This window comes from Thioalkalivibrio sp. ALJ16 (genome assembly GCF_000377345.1).
GTDB lineage: Bacteria > Pseudomonadota > Gammaproteobacteria > Ectothiorhodospirales > Ectothiorhodospiraceae > Thioalkalivibrio.
In genome coordinates, this window is record NZ_KB898051.1 from 17971 (window position 1) to 36815 (window position 18845).

18 protein-coding genes are annotated in these 18845 nt (G+C 67.6%); 9 read left to right on the top strand and 9 right to left on the bottom strand.

What is annotated here, in order from left to right; genetic code table 11:
• Window positions 1-83: 83 nt before the first annotated feature.
• The 3 genes from D000_RS0111190 to D000_RS0111200 are packed head-to-tail and all read right to left on the bottom strand — an operon-like array spanning window position 84 to window position 3135.
• The gene (locus D000_RS0111190) at window positions 84-1109 is read right to left on the bottom strand and encodes an alpha-L-glutamate ligase-like protein (protein WP_018873613.1); all 1026 of its coding nucleotides are present in this window, start codon (window positions 1107-1109) and stop codon (window positions 84-86) included.
• Window positions 1109-2644, bottom strand: coding sequence for an inactive transglutaminase family protein (locus tag D000_RS0111195; RefSeq protein WP_018873614.1), 1536 nt, complete (start codon window positions 2642-2644; stop codon window positions 1109-1111). Before D000_RS0111195 ends, D000_RS0111190 begins: the two co-directional genes overlap by 1 nt.
• Window positions 2641-3135 carry an ATP-dependent zinc protease gene (locus D000_RS0111200; protein WP_026279941.1) on the bottom strand — a complete coding sequence of 165 codons (495 nt, stop codon included), beginning with the start codon at window positions 3133-3135 and terminating at the stop codon, window positions 2641-2643. Before D000_RS0111200 ends, D000_RS0111195 begins: the two co-directional genes overlap by 4 nt.
• A 160-nt stretch (window positions 3136-3295) precedes the next feature.
• Here D000_RS0111200 and ppsA point away from each other — a divergent pair, with 160 nt between their 5' ends.
• From ppsA to D000_RS0111220, 4 genes are all read left to right on the top strand, one after another.
• Complete coding sequence (gene ppsA / locus D000_RS0111205; RefSeq protein ID WP_026279942.1) at window positions 3296-5668, top strand: phosphoenolpyruvate synthase; 2373 nt, start codon at window positions 3296-3298, stop codon at window positions 5666-5668.
• Complete coding sequence (locus D000_RS0111210) at window positions 5661-6482, top strand: pyruvate, water dikinase regulatory protein (RefSeq protein WP_026279943.1); 822 nt, start codon at window positions 5661-5663, stop codon at window positions 6480-6482. The genes ppsA and D000_RS0111210 overlap by 8 nt, the downstream gene beginning before the upstream one ends.
• A 189-nt stretch (window positions 6483-6671) precedes the next feature.
• Window positions 6672-7235: a YggT family protein gene (locus tag D000_RS0111215; protein WP_018873618.1), complete on the top strand. Its 564-nt coding sequence runs from the start codon at window positions 6672-6674 to the stop codon at window positions 7233-7235.
• 136 nt (window positions 7236-7371) lie between these two features.
• Window positions 7372-7824, top strand: a complete 453-nt coding sequence (locus tag D000_RS0111220) for a DUF4426 domain-containing protein (RefSeq protein ID WP_026279944.1) — start codon at window positions 7372-7374, stop codon at window positions 7822-7824.
• 49 nt (window positions 7825-7873) lie between these two features.
• On the opposite strand, the gene D000_RS0111225 is transcribed toward D000_RS0111220, so the two are convergent.
• Window positions 7874-8536: a sulfite exporter TauE/SafE family protein gene (locus D000_RS0111225; RefSeq protein WP_026279945.1), complete on the bottom strand. Its 663-nt coding sequence runs from the start codon at window positions 8534-8536 to the stop codon at window positions 7874-7876.
• A gap of 15 nt (window positions 8537-8551) precedes the next feature.
• Complete coding sequence (locus D000_RS0111230) at window positions 8552-9025, bottom strand: TerB family tellurite resistance protein (protein WP_018873621.1); 474 nt, start codon at window positions 9023-9025, stop codon at window positions 8552-8554.
• A gap of 53 nt (window positions 9026-9078) precedes the next feature.
• On the opposite strand from D000_RS0111230, the gene D000_RS0111235 reads away from it, so the two are divergent.
• Together D000_RS0111235 and D000_RS0111240 are read left to right on the top strand one after the other, a co-directional pair.
• Window positions 9079-9720 carry a 7-cyano-7-deazaguanine synthase gene (locus D000_RS0111235; protein ID WP_018873622.1) on the top strand — a complete coding sequence of 214 codons (642 nt, stop codon included), beginning with the start codon at window positions 9079-9081 and terminating at the stop codon, window positions 9718-9720.
• On the top strand, window positions 9717-9950 hold the full coding sequence (locus tag D000_RS0111240) for a hypothetical protein (RefSeq protein ID WP_018873623.1): 234 nt from the start codon (window positions 9717-9719) through the stop codon (window positions 9948-9950). Before D000_RS0111235 ends, D000_RS0111240 begins: the two co-directional genes overlap by 4 nt.
• Here the strand turns inward: D000_RS0111240 and D000_RS0111245 are convergent.
• Complete coding sequence (locus tag D000_RS0111245) at window positions 9943-10674, bottom strand: HAD family hydrolase (protein ID WP_018873624.1); 732 nt, start codon at window positions 10672-10674, stop codon at window positions 9943-9945. The genes D000_RS0111240 and D000_RS0111245 overlap by 8 nt on opposite strands.
• A gap of 41 nt (window positions 10675-10715) precedes the next feature.
• Between D000_RS0111245 and D000_RS0111250 the strand changes: the two genes are divergently transcribed.
• The 3 genes from D000_RS0111250 to cysQ all read left to right on the top strand — a co-directional run bounded on the left by D000_RS0111250 (window position 10716) and on the right by cysQ (window position 12953).
• Window positions 10716-11423: a hypothetical protein gene (locus D000_RS0111250; protein ID WP_018873625.1), complete on the top strand. Its 708-nt coding sequence runs from the start codon at window positions 10716-10718 to the stop codon at window positions 11421-11423.
• 105 nt (window positions 11424-11528) lie between these two features.
• The gene (nudE, locus tag D000_RS0111255) at window positions 11529-12074 is read left to right on the top strand and encodes an ADP compounds hydrolase NudE (RefSeq protein ID WP_026279947.1); all 546 of its coding nucleotides are present in this window, start codon (window positions 11529-11531) and stop codon (window positions 12072-12074) included.
• A gap of 45 nt (window positions 12075-12119) precedes the next feature.
• The gene (gene cysQ, locus D000_RS0111260; protein ID WP_018873627.1) at window positions 12120-12953 is read left to right on the top strand and encodes a 3'(2'),5'-bisphosphate nucleotidase CysQ; all 834 of its coding nucleotides are present in this window, start codon (window positions 12120-12122) and stop codon (window positions 12951-12953) included.
• Between the two features lie 19 nt (window positions 12954-12972).
• Here cysQ and D000_RS0111265 read toward each other — a convergent pair whose 3' ends face one another.
• The 3 genes from D000_RS0111265 to purH are packed head-to-tail and all read right to left on the bottom strand — an operon-like array spanning window position 12973 to window position 18370.
• A complete protein-coding gene (locus tag D000_RS0111265; RefSeq protein ID WP_018873628.1) occupies window positions 12973-15459 on the bottom strand; it encodes a glycogen/starch/alpha-glucan phosphorylase in 2487 nt (828 codons plus the stop codon).
• Between the two features lie 42 nt (window positions 15460-15501).
• Window positions 15502-16791 (bottom strand): phosphoribosylamine--glycine ligase, encoded by a 1290-nt coding sequence (gene purD / locus D000_RS0111270; RefSeq protein WP_018873629.1) that lies wholly within the window; start codon window positions 16789-16791, stop codon window positions 15502-15504.
• 13 nt (window positions 16792-16804) lie between these two features.
• The gene (purH, locus tag D000_RS0111275; RefSeq protein ID WP_018873630.1) at window positions 16805-18370 is read right to left on the bottom strand and encodes a bifunctional phosphoribosylaminoimidazolecarboxamide formyltransferase/IMP cyclohydrolase; all 1566 of its coding nucleotides are present in this window, start codon (window positions 18368-18370) and stop codon (window positions 16805-16807) included.
• Between the last annotated feature and the right edge of the window lie 475 nt (window positions 18371-18845).

An 18845-nucleotide genomic window follows, 5' to 3' on the forward strand; every position in this document is an offset into this window, starting at 1 on the left:
TGCCGGGGGCCTTCTCGGCGCGGGCGCCGGTCGCGATGTTGTCAGCCCGGGCACCCGGACGCATGGCCGCGTGCGGGTTTCCGTCAGGCGGGGGCGGCGTCGGGATGGTGGTTCGCAGCCGGGGTGCCATCCCTCGTGATGGGGCGGGCGAAGACCTCGCCGGACCAGCGGGCACGGTCGGCGGCTGTTTCGGTCGCGCGCGCGACCATGTGCGCATCCACGGCGGTGATGCGGTGATCCAGGCCCTCGCCGTTGGCAATCTGGATGGCGAGCCCCGGGCGCGCATTCAACTCGAGGATCAGCGGGCCGCGCTCGGCATCGATGACCACATCCACCCCCAGGTAGCCCAGCTGGCTCAGTTCAAAGCAACCGGCGGCCAGCTCCATCAGCTGCTCCCAGCCCGGTATCTGCAGGCCGACGATGCTGTGTTCGCTGTCCGGGTGTTCGTGGCAGGGCCGGTTGTAGCGTACCCCGCCAATGGTGCAGCCCGAACCAAGATCGATCCCGGTACCAACCGCACCCTGATGCAGGTTGGCCTTGCCGTCGGAGTCCTGGGTGGGCAGGCGCATCATCGCCATGACCGGGTAGCCGCGGTAGACCACGGTGCGGATATCCGGAACGCCCTGATGCGCCACGGCATCGAACACCGACGAAAAGCGCACCCGCTGTTCGATCATCGCGACATCCGGACGGCCGCCCAGGCTGTACATGCCGGACAGGATGTTGGAGATGTGGTCGTCCAGTTCCGAGAGTTCCAGCGTGCGCCCGTTCGCTCGGCGCGGCCGGTCGCCGCGCCAGCCGTCGATGACCAGGATGCCGTCACCGGCGGCCCCGTGGGCGGGCTTGATCACAAAGCCCTCCTCGTGCCGGCCCAGCTCGCGGCGGACCTCGCGGATCTGGCGGTGGGTGCGCACCACTCCGTAGAGCTCGGGCACCGACAGGCCGGCATCCAGCGCCAGCTGCTTGGTCTGCAGCTTGTCGTCCACGCGCGGGTAGAAGCGGCGTGCGTTCCAGGCCGCGATGTAACGGGCGTTGCGTGCATTCATACCCACGATGCCCTGTTCCTTCAGCAGTCGCGGACGTACGAACCGGGGCAGCCAGCCGGGCATCAGCCGTCCCTCCGCATGGCTTCCTGGATGCGGCCGAAGCGGAACAGCTCGGTCAGGCGGTAGCCGGTGTAGCGTCCCAGCAGCAGGGTCATGGCCAGCAGTACCAGCAGCAGTTCGGGGAATACGAACAGCAGGTGTTCCAGCTGGCGATTTGCCATCAGCCCGTAGGCGGCGGCCGCGACCACGAGACTGCCGATGCCCTGGGTGATCGCATCCGATGGGCCATGCTCCTCCCAGACCACCGACATGCGCTCGATGGTCATGGCCAGGATCACCATCGGGAACAGCGACAGGGCCAGGGCCCGTTCGAAACCGAGGTGGTGCGACAGGATGCTGATAGCCAGCATCAGCATGATCACCACGCTGACGACGGCCGCCAGTCGCGGCACCAGCAGCAGGCGGAGGTGTTCCAGATAGAAACGCACGGCGAGACCCAGCGAGACGATCAGTGTGAACAGGATGATGCCCGCCAGCAGCTGGGTCTCGCGGAAGGACAGTGCGATCAGCACCGGCATGAAGGTCCCGAAGGTCTGGATGCCGATCACGTTGCGCAGGAATACGATGATCATCGCCCCCAGCGGCACCATCAGCAGCACGCGGTAGGTGTTCTGCGTGCCCAGCGGCAGGGCCAGCGTGGAGAAGTCGAGGATGCGGGCGTTGACCGTCTCGCCAAAGCGTTCCGCGGTGGCCAGCGCATCCTGCACACTGCGCGACACGGCGAAGCGGATTTCGGCCTCGCGGCCATTGCTGACCTCCAGCAGGGGGTCGGTCCCATGGGCCCATACGACCACGTCCTGCGGGTATTCGATGTCGCCGCTGATCGGGTGGATCGGCACCCAGCGGCGGGTGTTGTGGACCTCCAGCCAGACCTCGGGATCAAGGTCGCGGCGGCCGTCGCGCAGCGGCAGGGTGGTTACCATGCGCGCCGGGATGCGCGCGGTGGCCAGCAGGTCGATCAGGGTCTCGGTACGGGTGCGCTGGTCGCCATTGTCGGCGACAAATACTGCGGCATTGGAGGCCGCGGAGGCCTCCGTCAGGTCGTTCACCAGGACCGAGGCAAAGGTCTGGATATCCGAGGAGCGGGCGCGGACGTCCTCGATCAGGGCCTCGGCCGCAGAGCGCTGCGGTTCCATCCAGTCGGGCACCGAAACCGGCCCCGGGTATTCGGCCTCGGAGCCGTCATCGCCCATGCGGTACAGCGTGGCGCGGTAGTACAGCACCTGCTCGCCGCGGGGCTGGCGGGTGGTCCACTGCGCGATCCGGTCATCGCCGGCGGATAGCGTGTTCAGGCCGTAGCCGCGCGAGACGAAGCCCTCGTCCAGCAGTGCAAAGTTGGGCAGGCGTTCGGGGATGCGCAGCTGGACATTGGTGGCTCCGCCGGTGGGCTGGTAGCGCACCCGGGCCTCGACCAGCCAGGTCTCGGCCGACGCGCCCGGCGCAACCGGCAGGTTCAGGGCGAGCGCCTTGTAGGCGAAGACCCCGAGCCCGATCGTGCTTAGCAGTACGATCAGGATCGGCAGGTGGAAACGCTTCACTGCGCATCCGCCGCGCAGTCGGGCGCGCGCAGGTGCTCGGCGCCGGAATCCACCAGGATGTGGCCCGCCATGTGGCTGCGCCCGATCAGGGCCTGGTAGGTCAGGGCGGTGCGGTCGATCAGGCTGGTGTCCGCGGTCAGGAGCTGGTCGCCGATGCAGAATTCCATGCGCACCACTGGGCGCTCCTGTGAGTCACCGCTGTGGCGCCGGATGCTCACGATGCGTTCGATCGGGCGCTCCAGGGTGACGCGCTTGTCTTCGTCGTCGGGGTCGATGATTTCGAAGCGGATCCAGTCCTCGCCATCTTTCTCGAAACGCTCCTTGTTCAGGGCGTTTAGCGAGGAGGAGGTGGCGCCGGTATCCATGCGCGCCTCCAGCACCACGTCCTCCTGGACGATGCGGACGTTCTCGACCGTGCCGAGGATGGCCATGGAGGCCCCCGATTCGTGGGCCGCGGCTGCTTGCATCAGCAGCGCCATGCCCAGCAGCATGGTCGGCAAGACTGAATAGAGTAGGCTGAAACGGCGGGTGGCAGAGGTGGTCACACAATCTCCCTAGTAGACAAATCCGTTGAAGTTTAGCGGACCAGGGCGCGGCCCCGTGTTAAAGGGGTCACAAAGCCCGGGATAACATTCAAGAAGAGGATTTATGATGCGCTGGGTAGTCGATCTCGCCGACCTGACCATGAACGATGTCGCCCGGGTGGGCGGCAAGAACGCCTCGCTGGGCGAGCTGCTCGGCCAGCTCGGGCAGGCGGGTGTGCAGGTGCCCGGGGGCTTTGCCACCACGGCAGACGCCTACCGCGCCCTGTTGTCGAAGGGCGGGCTGGATGCGCGCATCAAGGCGCGGCTGGCGGATCTGGATATTGACGATATCGAGGCCCTGCGGGCCGCGGGGCGCGAGGTTCGGGAGTGGATCGAACAGGCCGAGCTGCCGCCGGAGCTGGAACAGTCCGTGCGCGAGCACTACGCCCAGCTGGGCGCGGATGTCCCGGTCGCCGTGCGTTCCTCCGCGACTGCGGAGGATCTGCCCGAGGCCTCGTTTGCGGGCCAGCAGGAGACCTTCCTGAACGTGCGCGGCATTGACGCGCTGCTGCAGCGCCTGCGCGAGTGCTTTGCGAGCCTCTACAACGATCGCGCGATCGCCTACCGCGTTCACAACGGCTTCGCCCATGACGAGGTGGCGCTGTCGGCCGGGGTGCAGCGCATGGTGCGCTCCGATATCGGGGCCAGCGGGGTGATCTTCACCCTGGACACCGAGAGTGGTTTTCGCGATGCGGTGTTCATCACCGGGGCCTGGGGGCTGGGCGAGACGGTGGTGCAGGGGGCGGTCAATCCGGACGAGTATCAGGTGTACAAGCCGGCGCTGGCGGCCGGCAAGCGCGCGATCATCGGCCGCACCCTGGGCACCAAGGCGGTCCGCATGGTGCTGGATGCGGCCGGCACCCGCACCGAAGACACCCCGAAAGACCTGCGCCACCGGTTCTGCCTGTCGGATGCCGATGCCGAACAGCTCGGCCGCTACGCGGTCGCGATCGAACAGCACTATGGCCGTCCGATGGACATCGAGTGGGCCCAGGACGGCGAGACCGGCGAACTGTTCATCGTGCAGGCGCGCCCGGAGACGGTGGAGAGCCGGGTCGAGCTGGGGGGCGGCGAGCGTTACGAGCTGGCGCCGCATGATGCCGAGCCGCTGGTGACCGGCCGCGCGATCGGCGCAAAGATCGGCGCCGGGGTCGTGCGGGTGCTGGACTCGCCGGATGCCATGCACACCATGGAGGCCGGCGACATCCTGGTGGCCGACATGACCGACCCCGACTGGGAGCCGGTGATGAAGCGCGCCGCGGCGATCGTGACCAACCGCGGCGGGCGCACCTGTCACGCTGCGATCATCGCGCGCGAGATGGGCATCGCGGCGGTGGTGGGCTGCGGCAATGCGACCGAGGTGCTCTCCGACGGCATGCAGGCGACCGTCTCCTGTGCCGAGGGCGATGACGGCCATGTGTATCCGGGCACGCTCGAGTACACGGTAAAGAAGACCGACATCGGCGAACTGCCGGAGCTGCCGGTCAAACTGATGCTGAACGTGGCCAACCCGGGTCGTGCCTATGCCTTCGCGCAATTGCCGCATGCCGGGATCGGGCTGGCACGGCTGGAATTCATCATCAACGGGACCATCGGCGTGCACCCGCTGGCGCTGCTGGACTACGCCGAGGACCCGGGCCGCCTGGATGCCGAGGTACAGGAGCGCATTGCCGAACGCCTGCGCGGGTTCGATGACGGCCCGCGCGAGTTCTTCGTGCGCAAGCTCGCCGAGGGCATCGCCACGCTGGCGGCGGCCTTCGCGCCGGAGCCGGTGATCGTGCGCCTGTCGGACTTCAAGTCCAACGAGTATGCGCACCTGATCGGGGGCGCGGGCTACGAGCCGGAGGAGGAGAACCCGATGCTCGGGTTCCGCGGTGCCTCGCGCTACCGCTCCGACAGCTTCCGCCCCGCGTTCGCGATGGAGTGCGAGGCCCTGCGCCGGGTGCGCGACGCGATGGGGCTCGAGAACGTGCAGATCATGGTCCCGTTCGTGCGCACGCTGACCGAGGCCGAGGACGTGATCCGCGTGCTCGGCGAGGAGGGTCTGCGCCGGGGCGAGAACGGCCTGAAAATTGTGATGATGTGCGAGATCCCGTCGAATGCCCTGCTGGCGGCGCGCTTCCTCGAACACTTCGACGGCTTCTCGATCGGCTCCAACGACCTCACCCAGCTGACCCTGGGGGTGGATCGCGACTCCGGGCTGGTGGCGGACTCCTTCGACGAACGCAACGATGCGGTGAAGGCCCTGCTGAGTATGGCGATCCGGGCGGCCCGTCGCGCCGACAAGTATGTCGGGATCTGTGGTCAGGCGCCGTCGGACTACCCGGAGCTGGCGGCGTGGCTGGTGCACGAGGGCATCGATTCGCTGTCGCTCAACCCCGATTCCCTGCTGTCGACCTGGGAGCGTCTGGCCCGGTCCGCCGGGCAAGACGATGACTGACCCGAACCGGTGTCCGCAGGTGTACCTGGTCTCGGACGGAACCGGGATTACCGCGGAGACCCTGGCGCGTTCACTCTTTACCCAGTTCCCGGACGTGGACCCGGCCTGGCACCGGCTGCCGTTCGTGCAGACGCCCGGGCGTCTGTCCGGGGTCTTCGCGCGCGCGGAGGCCGGCCCGCAGCCGGCGCTGCTGGTGGCCACGCTGGCCAATGCCGACCTGCGGGCGGATCTGCGGCACTGTCCGGTGCCGGTGATCGACGTGTTTGGCGAGCAGGTCGAGCGCCTGGAGGGGATGCTGGGCCTGTCGGCGCAGTCGGTGTCCGGCCGTGCGCACGGCATGGGCGATGTCAGCCTCTACGACCGCCGCATCGAGGCCCTGAACTACAGCCTGGCCCATGATGACGGGCTGGCCGTTCAGGACCTGTCGGTGGCCGACGTGGTGCTGCTCGGGGCATCGCGCTCCGGCAAGACCCCGACCAGCCTCTATCTGGCGATGAATTACGGCCTGTTCGCGGCCAATTACCCGCTGGTCCCGGAGGACCTGAACCAGGGCGACATCCCGCACATGCCCGAGGGCCTGCGTGGTCTGGGCGGGCGCCTGGTGGGCCTGACCATCACCCCGCAGCGCCTCGCGCAGATCCGCGAGGGTCGCCGTCCCGACAGCCGTTATGCCAGCCTGGCCCAGTGCCGCGCCGAGTGCGCGGCCATCCAGGAATTCTTCGACAGCTGGCAGATCCCGCATCTGGACGTGACCGAGCTGTCGATCGAAGAGATCGCGACCCGCGTGCGCGACTGCATGGATGCCCGGCGCTGAGGCGCCGCCAGGTCCGGGAAACACGGCTTCATGGGCGTGCCCGAGCTCGACATGAATCCGTGTTTTCCTTGGAATCCCGCCAGGCTTGCCCGAGAATGGAAGCCCTGACTGACCGGATCGAACGGGGCGCGTGTCCCGCGGGGTCCGGTGCCGACTGCCACCGTATTCAGTGTCTCCCGAGGAGCTCGCATGCCCGCCGCCGGAACCGGACAAGAGATCGCCATCTTTCTCGTTAGTGTCGTCTTCGGGATCTACATCATCCTGCTGATCCTGCGCACGATCTTCGGTCTGGTGCGGGCCGACTACTACAACCCGATCTCGCAGACCATTGTCATGCTCACCGATCCGCCGCTGCGGCTGCTGCGGCCCGTGCTTCCGTCGCTCGGCCGAGTCGATCTTGCCGCGATCGTGCTGATGATTGTGCTCAAGTGCATCGAACTCTGGCTGCGTGTGCTGATCGTCGGCGTCGATGTCGGCTTCGGTGTCATCCTCGTGGTGGCGATCCGCGAGTTGCTGACCACGGTGATCTGGGTGTTCATCATCGCGCTGATCGTGGAGGTGGTGATGAGCTGGATCCAGGCCGGGGGTGGCGGCGCCGCGAACAACCCCGTCATGCGGCTTGCCGGTGCGGTCAATCGCCCTATCCTGGGCCCGCTGCGCCGGGCCCTGCCCAACACCGGCGCGATCGATTTTTCGCCGATGATTGCCCTGGTCGGGCTCTATATCTTGCTGATTATCGTCCGCTCTTTCTGAACCTCACCGGCGCCGCCACGGGGCGCGGCCGGGCCCCGTGTTTCTTCCGGCGCAAAAGCGGCTAGACTCGAAGCTGAGGGCGCGTGCGGCAATGGGGCCGCCGGCCCTGATCCCCAACACGGAAGAGGAGTCAGCCATGGCAAGAGTGCATCGGGTCATCACCGGCTTTCTCGTCGCTTTGGCGGCGGTTGCTCTCGGAAGCTCGATCGCATCCGCCAACGAGGCGGAGTTCGACAACTACGTCGTCCACTACAACGTGATCAACACGACCTTCCTGTCCCCGGAGGTGGCACGGGCCTATGACGTGCGCCGCAGTTCCAACCGCGCCATGGTCAACATCAGCGTGATGGAGCGCGGTGACAACGGCCTGGAAGCGGTGGCTGCCGAGGTATCCGGCAGCGCGACCAACATGAACGACCAGATGCGCAGCCTGCGTTTCCGCGAGGTGCGCGATGGCGATGCCATCTATTACCTGTCCGAGGTCACCGTGCGCAGCGGCGAGACCCTCGACTTCGCGATCGACATCACCCCCGCCGACAGTGAGCGCGAGCTGCCGGTGCGTTTCGTGCGCGATTTCTACGTCGACTGAGCAGGGGCCATCCGGCCACGCCGCTACCCCGCCCGTTGCGGGCGGGGTGCTACAGCACCAGGCGCAACAGCATCCACGCGCCGTACAGCGCGATGCCGCCCCCGGCCACCCGGCGTACCCAGGGCTGGCGCACAAAGGCCGCAAGGCGCGCGGCAAACACCCCCATCAGCAGCAGATTCGGCAGCGTGCCAAGGGCAAACGCGCCCATTAGCGCGGCCCCCTCCAGCGCCCCGCCTGCGCTCAGCGACCAGGCCAGCACGCTGTATACCAGGCCGCAGGGCAGCCAGCCCCAGAGGCCGCCCACCAGCAGGGCGTGGCCTGCGTGGCGCACCGGCAGGAAGCGCCGCCCCAGGGGCTCGATCCGCCGCCAGACCACCCCGCCGGCCTGCTCCAGCCGCGCGAGCAGCGGCCACCAGCCCCCGAGATAAAGCCCCAGCAGGATCAGGAACAGGGCCGCAATGGCCTGCAGCAGGGCCTGGCCGGCCGGCAGTCCACCCAGCAGGCTGGCCCCCAGCCACCCGGCCAGGGCGCCGGCGATCACATAGCTCGCCATGCGCCCGAGGTTGTAGGCCAGCAGCAGATCCAGCCCCGGCCCGCGCCGGCCGTGACCCATGGAAATGGCCCCGACGATACCGCCACACATCCCCAGGCAGTGCACGCCGCCAAGAATGCCCACTGCCAGCGCGGCCAGCAGGGTCCCCGGATCACCCATCAGCATGCCTCCCGCTCAGTCCGGATTGGCGGCATCGCCGAGTATCTCGTGCTTGGTGCGGATAAAGGTCGCATGCGGGACGTAGAGCAGGTCCGCCAGGTGCCGGATCACCGCCTCCTGGCGCTTGTGCAGGTCTGCGTTGGCCCAGGCGGCTCGCCACAGCGCACGCATGATCGCGGCCTTCTGCTCGGCATCGAAGGCCGCGTTGACCTCGCGCACCATCGGATGGATGGAGATCAGGGCGTCACTCTCCTCGCGCGCGATCTCGAGCATGGCGTCGGCGGTCTCGGCATCCAGGTGAAACAGGTCGATCAGGCTCGCGCGCACCGATTCCAGTTCTTCGGGGCGAAGCTGAAAATCGGCGCGGCAGACTTCCATGATCAGGGCGGCGGCCGCGCGCTGCAGGCGGTCCCCGGGGGCTGCGGCGGGGGTGTCGCTGCGTTCGCCGCCCAGCAGGCGCTGCCAGTGGTTGCGTAGTTGTTCGATCAAGTGGCGGGTCTCCGTGGTGTTGCGCGTGGCCGAGTCTGGCGTATGGTGCCCGAATGGAATCCGGCCAGTCCGAAACCCCCGATCTGCTTCTGCTCTCCGGTGGTATCGAGAGCAGCGCCCTGCTGGCCCAGCGGCACGCGGCCGAACACCGCACGCGCGCGGTCTGGGTCGACTACGGACAGCGCAACGCCGCGCGCGAGTGGGCCGCAGTGGAGTACCTGGCCACGGTCTACGACAGCGCGCCGCTGGCCATTGATCTGCGCTCCCTGCGCGCGGCCTTCACCCGGCGCAACGACTGGGTCGGGCACGTGCCCCTGCCCCAGCGTAATCTGCTGGTGCTGGCGCTTGCGGTCAATCTCGCGCAGCATCATGGCGCCAGGCGCATCCTGCTGGCGCTGAACCGCGAGGACCGCGGGCACGGCCCCGGATCGCAGCCGGGCTTCGTGCGCCAGATCGCGGATCTCGCCGCGACCCTGGTGCCGGGCCTGCGGATCGAGGCGCCGCTGATCGAGCAGTCCAAGGCCGCGGTGATCGCGGCGGCCGACCCGCTGGGGATCGACTGGAGCCGCACCTGGAGCTGCCTTCTGGCACAATCCCGCCAGTGCGGACGCTGTCCGCAGTGCCAGGCGCGTCAGGCGGCCTTCGCCGCCGCCGGCATTCCCGATCCAACCGACTACCGCGAAGCCCCCCGATGACCGCTATCCCCAAGCATGTGACCGAACGTCTGGAGATTGCCATCCTCACCGGCGAGACCCTGCAGCTGAACTGGGCCGAGCCGGACTCGAACCAGGCCTGGTGGGGCAAGGTGGTCCCGCAGGCGCTGCGCGAGGCCGATGGCTACGCCTGGCTGGATGGCGAGTGCGAGGGGCGGTCGGTGCAGATCCGTCTGGATCGCATCCGTAACCTGCCGACACCGGTCAAGTAGCGGTCACGTCCGCGGCAGGCAGGCCGGGGAGCAGATCGGCCAGCGACTCCAGCAGTACAAAGCGCTCCGACGTCATTGCTGCGCCGCGTTCGTCCGGGTAGCGCATGCCGCGCAGCGCGCCCAGCCCGGCCGCGGCCGCACTGGCCAGGGCCAGCAGGTTGTCGTCGACCAGCAGGGTGCGCGCCGGGTCGTACGGGGCGACGCGTTGCAGCCGCTCCCAGAATGCCCCTTCCTCCTTGGCGCAATCCAGATCGTGTGCAGAGACGATGGTGTCCAGGTGATCGCCAATGCGGGTGAGTCGGTGCTTGAAGGCGTAGACCTTCGGATGCGCGTTGGTCACCAGCACGCGGCGGCGCCCGGAACGCTGTAGCAGGTCCAGCAGGTCGCGGGCGTGGGGCTTGATGGCGATGTGGTGAGCCAGCTCGCGCTTGAGGCCGAGGATGTCGAGGCCGGTAAAGCGGGTCCAGTGATCCACGCAATACCATTCCAGCTTGCCGCGTACCCGCTGCATCTCGTCTTCGAGCCGGCGCCGGGCGCATTCCGGGTCGTCCGGCTGGCAACGGATGTATTCTTCCGGGATCAGCTCGCGCCAGAAGCGGTTGTCGAAGTGCAGGTCCAGCAGCGTGCCGTCCATGTCGAACAGCACGGTGTCGATCCCGGCCCAGTCGACCGCGGGCGTGCCCGGGCGGCCGCGCGGATTTTTTTCGGGGTTTTGCAGGTCCACAGCAGAGCGCAACACGAGAGAGGGTGAATACGATGGCGCCCATGGTAACGCAACCACGGTTTCTTCCCCTGCTGCTGGCGCTCTGGGTCTTGCCGCTGGCGGCACAGGGCCCAGAGCCGGGCGATCCCGACTACGACCCGCTGGAAGATGACCGCCTGTGGGGCGAGGCGGCGACCGTCTCCCCCGAGGATGCCCAGACAACCAGCCCGGAGCTGACCTTCCTGCTGCAGGAGCCAGAGCGTACCCCGCATCACCACCAGAACCAGATCCGGCTGACGGCCTCCTCGCTGGAGGACGGCTGGGCCGACCTGCGCCAGTGCCACAATGACGTGGCCGCGATCCGGCGCATGGTCATCGTGTACAACGAGCAGACCATCGATGATCTCCAGATCGAATCCACCCGCAACATCGACTCCGCGCTGGTGGTGGACGGCGACCGCGTGGATCTGCGCGGGGTGGAGCGCGACGCCGAGGTCTGCGTGACCGCCCGCATGAAGCTGGTCGAGTCCGAGGGCAATGGTGTCTATCGGCTGGACAACGGACCGTTCGTGCGCCGCTTTCTCGACGGGTACTTTCCGATGCGGGTCACCATGGCGGTGAGCTGGGGCGATCTCGACCTGCGGCTGGAGGATACCGAGCCGGCGGAGCAGGAAGGCTTTCGAGTCGCCACCTCCGATCACGGCCTGATGTTCGATACCCTGTTCGAGGGCGAGCTGCGTACCCGGATTCGCCTGCGCAACAGCCAGTAGGGAAGCGCTGATCCATGTTCACACTCGAGACGGCCACTCCAGACTTTCCGCGACCCGGTGCGTCGCGCGGTTGTATCGATCGGTGTGTCCCCGGGGGGTGCAGACATGAGTCGTAACAAGCCGGATGTCCAGGGGCGGCGAACGGTGGCCAGCAGCCGTCTGTTCGAGGTGGAGGAACTGGACCTCGAGTTCAGCAACGGGACGCGCACCTGCTTCGAGCGCCTGGTCAGTCGCGGGCACGGAGCGGTAATCATCGCGCCGGTGCAGGCGGACCGGACCGTGCTGCTGATCCGCGAATATGCCGCGGGTACCCATCGCTACGAGCTGGGCCTGCCGAAAGGACGTATCGAGGCGGGCGAGGACATCCTGGCCGCCGCCAACCGCGAGATCATGGAAGAGGTCGGGCATGGCGGTCACCGCCTGACCCATCTCGGCGCGCTGACCGTGGCACCGGGTTACATGGCGCATCAGACCCACCTGGTGCTGGCCGAGGACCTCTACCCGGAGGCTGCGGAGGGCGACGAGCCCGAGGCGATCGAAGTAGTGCCGTGGTCGCTGGATCGCCTGACCGAGCTGGTGGCCCGCGACGATCTCACCGAGGCGCGCTCCATTGCGGCCCTGTACATGGTGCGCGACTACCTCGACGTCTGAGCTCAACCCTGCCAAGCTGACGGTCCGGGAAAACGGGAGTTCCCCATGCATGCTCCGCCGAAGGACGCGGCCCTCACCGCCCTGATGCACGAGGTATCCACCCTGGCCGACCAGGCTGGCCACGCCATTCTCGAGCTCTACGAGACACGCTTTACGGTGACCGAGAAGGCCGATCACTCGCCTTTGACCGAGGCCGATCTCGCCGCTCACCGCATCCTCAGTCAGGGACTGGCGGACATCGATCCAGACTGGCCGGTTCTGTCCGAGGAGGGCCAGGGGGTGCCCTTCGAACGCCGCCGCCAGTGGCGCACCTACTGGCTGATTGATCCCCTCGACGGTACCCGCGAGTTCGTCAAGCGCAGCGGCGAATTCACCGTCAACGTGGCACTGATTCACGATCACGAACCGGTCCTGGGGGTGGTCTGGTGTCCGGTGCTCGGGCGCCTGTACGCGGGCCACCGTGACGGCGTGGCGCTGCGCCGGGATGCCGGTCAGCCCGCGCGGGAGATCGCGGTCGCCCGGGAGCGGATCGGAACGGAGCACCCGCTGGTGGCGGGTAGCCGTTCGTTCGGGGCCGAGCGTCTGAAGGTTGCGCTGGAACGGCTGGGGCCGCACGAGCTGGTGAGCATGGGGAGTTCGCTGAAGCTGTGTCTGGTAGCCGAGGGGGCGGCTGATATCTACCCCCGTCTCGGTCCGACCAGCGAATGGGATACCGCCGCCGCGCATGCGGTGGTGCGCGCTGCCGGCGGCCGGGTAACCGACCTGCACGGCCAGGAGCTGCGCTACAACGCGCGCGAGAGCCTGCTCAACCCCGAATTTCTGGTGTGCGCCGGCAACCCCGCCGGCTGGCTGCGCCGGCTGGGCCTGCCGCAGGCCTGAGGCCCCGGCAGGCGCGCGCTCAGGCGGCGCCGTTGGTGCGCGACGGCGCGACCGGCTCCGGCGTGATATCCCAGATATTGCCGGCGTAGTCACGCACTGTGCGGTCGATCGAGAAGTAGCCCATGCGCGCGACGTTCAGGATCGCGGCCTCGGCCCAGGCGCTGCGGTCGGCGTACAGGGTGTCTGCGCGTTCGCAGGCCTCGGCGTAGGCCGCGTAGTCGGCGATGACGAAGAACGGATCCTCCTGGCGCAGGTAGCGACCGAGATCGGCATGCGTCCCCGGGTCGTTGCAGGTGAAGAATCCGGACTCGATCATCTCGACCGCCGCGTTCAGCCCCGGCTGCCCAGCCAGGATGGCCTCGGGGCTCGGGCCGTGGCGGCGGTGCTCGACGACCTCGTCGGTGGTCATGCCGAAGATGAAGATCGCGTCCTCGCCCACGGCGTCGCGGATCTCGATGTTGGCGCCATCCAGGGTGCCAACGGTCAGCGCCCCGTTCAGGGCCAGTTTCATGTTGCCGGTGCCGGAGGCCTCGAAGCCGGCGGTGGAGATCTGCTCGGAGATATCGGCGGCGGGGATGATGATGCTGGCGGAGCTGACCTCGTAGTTCGGGAAGAACACGCACTTCAGGCGATCCCCAATGGCCGGGTCGTGGTTGACGATGTCGGCCACTTCGTTGATCACCTGGATGATCGCCTTGGCGCGGGCATAGCCCGGCGCGGCCTTGCCGCCGAACAGCACCACGCGCGGCGGGACGTCCTCGCCGGCGCGGATGCGGCGATAGAGATCCACCACGTGCAGGAGCTTCAGCAGCTGGCGCTTGTATTCGTGGATGCGCTTGATCTGCACGTCGAACAGGACGTCCGGGTTCAGTTCCACGCCGGTGCGTTCGCGCACCAGGTCGGCCAGGCGCTGCTTGTTGGCGCGCTTCACGTCCATAAAGGCCTGCTGCACCCCGGCATCGTGGGCGTAGGGCTCGAGGGCGCGCAGGCCGTCCAGGTTGTACTGCCAGTCATCGCCGATGTGCTGGCCCAGCAGGGCGGTGAGGGCCGGGTTGGACTGAATCATCCACAGGCGCGGGGTCACACCGTTGGTGACATTGATGAAACGTTCCGGCCACAGGGTGTAGAAATCCTCGAACAGGGTTTCCTGCAGCAGCTGGGTATGCAGTGCCGCCACGCCATTGATGTGGTGAGAGCCGACCACGGCCAGGTGTGCCATGCGCACGCGGCGGCCGTTGGCCTCGTCGATGATCGACAGCCGAGCCAGGCGGTCGTTGTCGCCGGGGTAACGGTGGCGCACCTCCTCGAGAAAGGCATGGTTGATCTGGTAGATGATCCCCATGTGGCGTGGCAGCACCTGCTCCATCAGCTCCACAGGCCAGGTTTCCAGGGCCTCGGGCATCAGGGTGTGGTTGGTATAGGCGAAGGTGCGCCGGGTCAGGTCCCAGGCGCGTTCCCAGCTCACCTCGTGGTGGTCGATCAGCAGGCGCATCAGCTCGGCGACCGCGATCGCCGGGTGGGTGTCGTTCAACTGGATCGCGACCTTGTCGGGCAGGGCGTCGAGGTCGTAGCCCAGGGCCAGGTGCCGCTCCATGATGTCCTGCAGCGACGCGGAGACGAAGAAGTACTCCTGCTTCAGGCGCAGCTCCTTGCCGATCGCCGTGGCGTCGTTGGGGTACAGCACCATGGAGATGGTCTCGGACTCGGCCTTGTCCGCCACCGCCCGGATGTAGTCGCCCTCGTTGAAGTAGCGCAGGTCAAAGTCACGGGTCGCTTTGGCGGCCCACAGGCGCAGGTTGTTCACATTGCGCCGCCCATAGCCCGCGGTCGGATAGTCGTAGGCCATGGCCATGACTTCCTCGCCGTCTTCCCAGGTGTAGCGGGCCTCGCCACCGGGATGATGGTGCTCGACCACGTAGCCGTAGAAATGGATCGGGTACTTGCGGTCCGAGCGCGGGAACTCCCAGGGGTTGCCATAGCGCAGCCAGTTGTCCGGGTGTTCCACCTGGTGGTAGGGCTCGAACTGCTGGCGGAACATGCCGAACTCGTAGCGGATGCCGTAGCCGTACCCGGGGTAGCCCTGGGTCGCCAGGGATTCCAGGATGCAGGCGGCAAGGCGGCCGAGGCCGCCGTTACCCAGTGCCGCGTCGTCCTCGAGATCGAGGATGGTATCGAGATCCTGACCGAGATCGGCGAGCGCCTGGCGGGCCTCGTCGAGGATGCCCATGTTGCGCAGGTTTGCCTCGAGCATGCGCCCGATCAGGTACTCCATCGACAGGTAATAGACGCGCTTGACGTCTTCCTCGGCGAACTGGCGGCGGGTCAGCAGTCGCCGCTCCACCATGCGTTCGCGGATCGCGAACGAGAGGGCCTCCAGCCAGTCGCGCTGGGTGGCCTGTTTCGGATCCTCGCCGACCACGCGGACCATGGCATCACGGATGGATTGCCGCAGGCCCTCCACGTCGTTGGGGAGGTTGGGCAGTTGCGTGACTTCGGGGGCGGCCATCAGGCGGTCTCCAGGGGTATGGTAGGGGCCGCCGCCGAGGGTTTACCCCTCGCGGGCGACGGCGCGATAGCCGATATCTGACCTGCAGTATATATCGTCGAAGTGAATCTGTTGCACGGCCTCGTAGGCCTTTTTTTGCGCCGATTTCACGTCGCGGCCGAGGCCCACAACACACAGCACGCGGCCGCCCGCGGTCACCACCGCGCCGTCTTCGCGGGTCGCGGTACCGGCATGGAAGACATGCGCCTGGGGGTCACGCTCCACCGTCTCGAGGCCGGTGATCACGTCGCCCTTGCGATAGGCGCCCGGGTAGCCGCCGGCGGCCAGTACCACGCCCAGGGCCACGCGCGCATCCCAGCGGGCCTCGATCTGGTCCAGGCGGTCGTCCAGCGCGGCCTCGACCAGCTCGGTCAGGTCCGACTCCAGGCGGCTCAGGATCGGCTGGGTCTCCGGATCGCCGAAGCGACAGTTGAACTCCAGCACCTTCGGGTTGCCCTCGGCGTCGATCATCACGCCGGCATACAGGAAGCCGGTGTAGCGTTCGCCGTCGGCGGCCATGCCGCGCACGGTCGGCTCGATGACCTCGCGCAGGATGCGCGCATGCAGCGCATCCGTGACCACCGGGGCCGGCGAGTAGGCGCCCATGCCGCCGGTGTTCGGGCCCTGGTCGCCGTCATCGCGGGCCTTGTGGTCCTGCGAGGAGGCCAGCGGCAAGACATGCTCGCCGTCTACCATGCAGATGAAGCTCGCCTCCTCGCCGCGCAGGAACTCCTCGATCACCACGCGATGCCCGGCCTCGCCAAAGGCATTGCCGGCCAGCATGTCGCGCACCGCGGCGCAGGCCTCGTCTTCGGTCTGAGCCAGGATCACGCCCTTGCCCGCGGCCAGGCCGTCGGCCTTGACCACGATCGGGGCCCCGTGGGCCTTGATGAAATCCAGCGCGGCGGCCTCGTCCTCGAAGCTGCCGTAGGCGGCGGTGGGGATGCCGTGGCGCTGCATGAAGTCCTTCGCGAAGCTCTTGGAGCCCTCGAGCTGTGCGGCCTTCGCCGTCGGGCCGAAGCAGCGCCGTCCGGCGGTGCGGAAGGCGTCTACCACGCCGGCGACCAGCGGCGCCTCCGGGCCGACCACGGTGAACGCGACGTCCTCGCGTTGGGCCAGGGCCAGCAGGCCGTCGATGTCGGTGACGCCGATCTCGACGTTTTCGCACTTCGCGGTACGCGCGGTGCCGGCATTGCCGGGGGCGACCAGCACGCGCTGGACACGCGGGGACTGGGCGAGCTTCCAGGCCAGGGCGTGTTCGCGTCCGCCGTTGCCGATAACGAGTACGTTCATGATGGGTCCCGAATCAATGGCGGAAGTGGCGCATGCCGGTGAACAGCATGGCGATTCCGTGTTCGTCGGCGGCGGTGATCACCTCGTCGTCGCGCATCGAGCCGCCGGGCTGGATCACGGCGGTGATGCCGGCCTCGGCGGCCGCATCGATGCCGTCCCGGAACGGGAAGAAGGCATCCGAGGCCATGACCGAGCCGGCCACCTGCAGGCCCTCGTCGGCCGCCTTGATGCCGGCGATGCGCGCGGAGTACACGCGGCTCATCTGGCCCGCACCCACCCCGATGGTCTGTTCGTCACGCGCATAGACGATCGCGTTTGATTTCACGTACTTCGCCACCTGCCAGGCGAAGCGGAGGTCCTTGAGTTCCTGTTCCGAAGGCGCGCGTGCGGTGACCGTCTTCAGCTCGACATCGGCCAGCGAGCCGCGGTCGGCATCCTGCACCAGCAGCCCCCCGCCGATGCGCTTGTAGTCGAGGCCCGGCGCGCTTCCCGCGGGCGGGATCTCCAGTACGCGCACGTTCTTCTTGGCGGCCAGGGCGCGCAGCGCCCCCGCCGTGATCTCCGGGGCGATCACGACCTCCACGAACTGGCGGCTGACGATCGCGTGTGCGGTGTCGCCGTCCAGCGGCCGGTTGAAGGCGATGATGCCGCCGAAGGCCGAGGTGGGGTCGGTCTGAAAGGCGCGTTCGTAGGCCATCAGCTGGGTTGGGGCCGCAGCCACGCCACAGGGATTGGCGTGTTTCACGATCACGCAGGCGTTCTGCTCGAACTGGCGCACGCATTCCCAGGCGGCGTCGGCATCCGCCAGGTTGTTGTAGGACAGGGCCTTGCCCTGGTGCTGGCGATAGCTGGCCAGACTCCCCGGTGCCGGTTGCGGGTCGCGATAGAACGCCGCGCGCTGGTGCGGGTTCTCGCCGTAGCGCAGGGACTCGACACGCTGGAAGGTCGCGTTCAGCTGGCCGGGGAACGGCTCGGCCTCGCCATCCTCGGTGAGCGCCGACAGGTAATTGCTGATGGCGGCGTCGTAGCGCGCCACGTGGTCGAACGCCGCGACCGCCAGACGAAAGCGCAGGGACTGCGGCACCTCGCCGGCCTCGCCGATCGCGGCCAGCAGCTCGCTGTACTGGTCCGGGCTGGTGGCCACGGCCACGTCCCGGTAGTTCTTGGCCGCGGCGCGCAGCATAGCCGGTCCGCCGATGTCGATGTTCTCGATGGCCTCCTCCAGGCTGCAGCCCGGGCGCGCGACCGTGGCCTCGAACGGGTAGAGGTTCACCACCAGCAGGTCGATCGGCGGGATGTCCTGCTCGGCCATCACGTCGGCGTCGATGTCGCGCCGCCCCAGAAGCCCCCCATGGATGCGCGGATGCAGGGTTTTGACCCTTCCATCCATGATCTCGGGGAAGCCCGTGTGCGCGGAAACCTCGATAACCGGAAGGTTGTTTTCGGCCAGCAGGCGGGCGGTCCCGCCGGTGGAAAGGAGTTCCACGCCGTGTTCGTGCAGGGCGCGGGCAAGCTCCACGACACCGGTCTTCTCGGAGACCGACAAAAGGGCGCGCTGAAGGGGTCGGCTGGGGGTCATGCGGGGCCTCGAAATCGCGTCAAAACGATCATTATATCGAACGTTCGTGGCCGGTGGCCCGGCCCGAGCCCGGGCCGGCGCACCTGGCCTCAGCTTGTAATTTTTGCGCAAAACCTTCAGGGTATAGAAACGATTTCGGACACAACGCCCGCGTTCAGACGCAGCGCGAGGCGCCGTAAACGATCCCCGAGCCAGGCGGGATGGGCCCGCCAGACCACGGCTCGGCATCCGGGTAACGAATGACCCTCCGGATGTACAGGATGAACCGGCCATGCCGGTGCCGGGCGCTATTACAACGCGCCCGTTGCATTGCTTCCCGAACACCAGGCCTGGCCTGGGCGGATCGGGCGAATGGCGAGACCGCCGGGATATGCGGGGGTCGCGGTTCTCTGCGTTTGCGCGGTGTTGTGCCGACGGATCGGCCCCGGGCCGTCCGTTCACGCTTACGACAGCAGCAAAAAGCCAAGAGGAATCA

What these genes read in the sequence shown, in the direction of transcription:
- D000_RS0111190 (WP_018873613.1), bottom strand. Translation starts at nt 1,109, where the DNA reads ATGCCCGGCTGGCTGCCCCGGTTCGTACGTCCGCGACTGCTGAAGGAA.
- D000_RS0111200 (WP_026279941.1), bottom strand. Translation starts at nt 3,135, where the DNA reads ATGCTGCTGGGCATGGCGCTGCTGATGCAAGCAGCCGCGGCCCACGAA.
- ppsA (WP_026279942.1), top strand. Translation starts at nt 3,296, where the DNA reads ATGCGCTGGGTAGTCGATCTCGCCGACCTGACCATGAACGATGTCGCC.
- D000_RS0111210 (WP_026279943.1), top strand. Translation starts at nt 5,661, where the DNA reads ATGACTGACCCGAACCGGTGTCCGCAGGTGTACCTGGTCTCGGACGGA.
- D000_RS0111215 (WP_018873618.1), top strand. Translation starts at nt 6,672, where the DNA reads ATGCCCGCCGCCGGAACCGGACAAGAGATCGCCATCTTTCTCGTTAGT.
- D000_RS0111220 (WP_026279944.1), top strand. Translation starts at nt 7,372, where the DNA reads ATGGCAAGAGTGCATCGGGTCATCACCGGCTTTCTCGTCGCTTTGGCG.
- D000_RS0111225 (WP_026279945.1), bottom strand. Translation starts at nt 8,536, where the DNA reads ATGGGTGATCCGGGGACCCTGCTGGCCGCGCTGGCAGTGGGCATTCTT.
- D000_RS0111235 (WP_018873622.1), top strand. Translation starts at nt 9,079, where the DNA reads ATGGAATCCGGCCAGTCCGAAACCCCCGATCTGCTTCTGCTCTCCGGT.
- D000_RS0111240 (WP_018873623.1), top strand. Translation starts at nt 9,717, where the DNA reads ATGACCGCTATCCCCAAGCATGTGACCGAACGTCTGGAGATTGCCATC.
- D000_RS0111250 (WP_018873625.1), top strand. Translation starts at nt 10,716, where the DNA reads ATGGTAACGCAACCACGGTTTCTTCCCCTGCTGCTGGCGCTCTGGGTC.
- nudE (WP_026279947.1), top strand. Translation starts at nt 11,529, where the DNA reads ATGAGTCGTAACAAGCCGGATGTCCAGGGGCGGCGAACGGTGGCCAGC.
- cysQ (WP_018873627.1), top strand. Translation starts at nt 12,120, where the DNA reads ATGCATGCTCCGCCGAAGGACGCGGCCCTCACCGCCCTGATGCACGAG.
- D000_RS0111265 (WP_018873628.1), bottom strand. Translation starts at nt 15,459, where the DNA reads ATGGCCGCCCCCGAAGTCACGCAACTGCCCAACCTCCCCAACGACGTG.
- purD (WP_018873629.1), bottom strand. Translation starts at nt 16,791, where the DNA reads ATGAACGTACTCGTTATCGGCAACGGCGGACGCGAACACGCCCTGGCC.
- purH (WP_018873630.1), bottom strand. Translation starts at nt 18,370, where the DNA reads ATGACCCCCAGCCGACCCCTTCAGCGCGCCCTTTTGTCGGTCTCCGAG.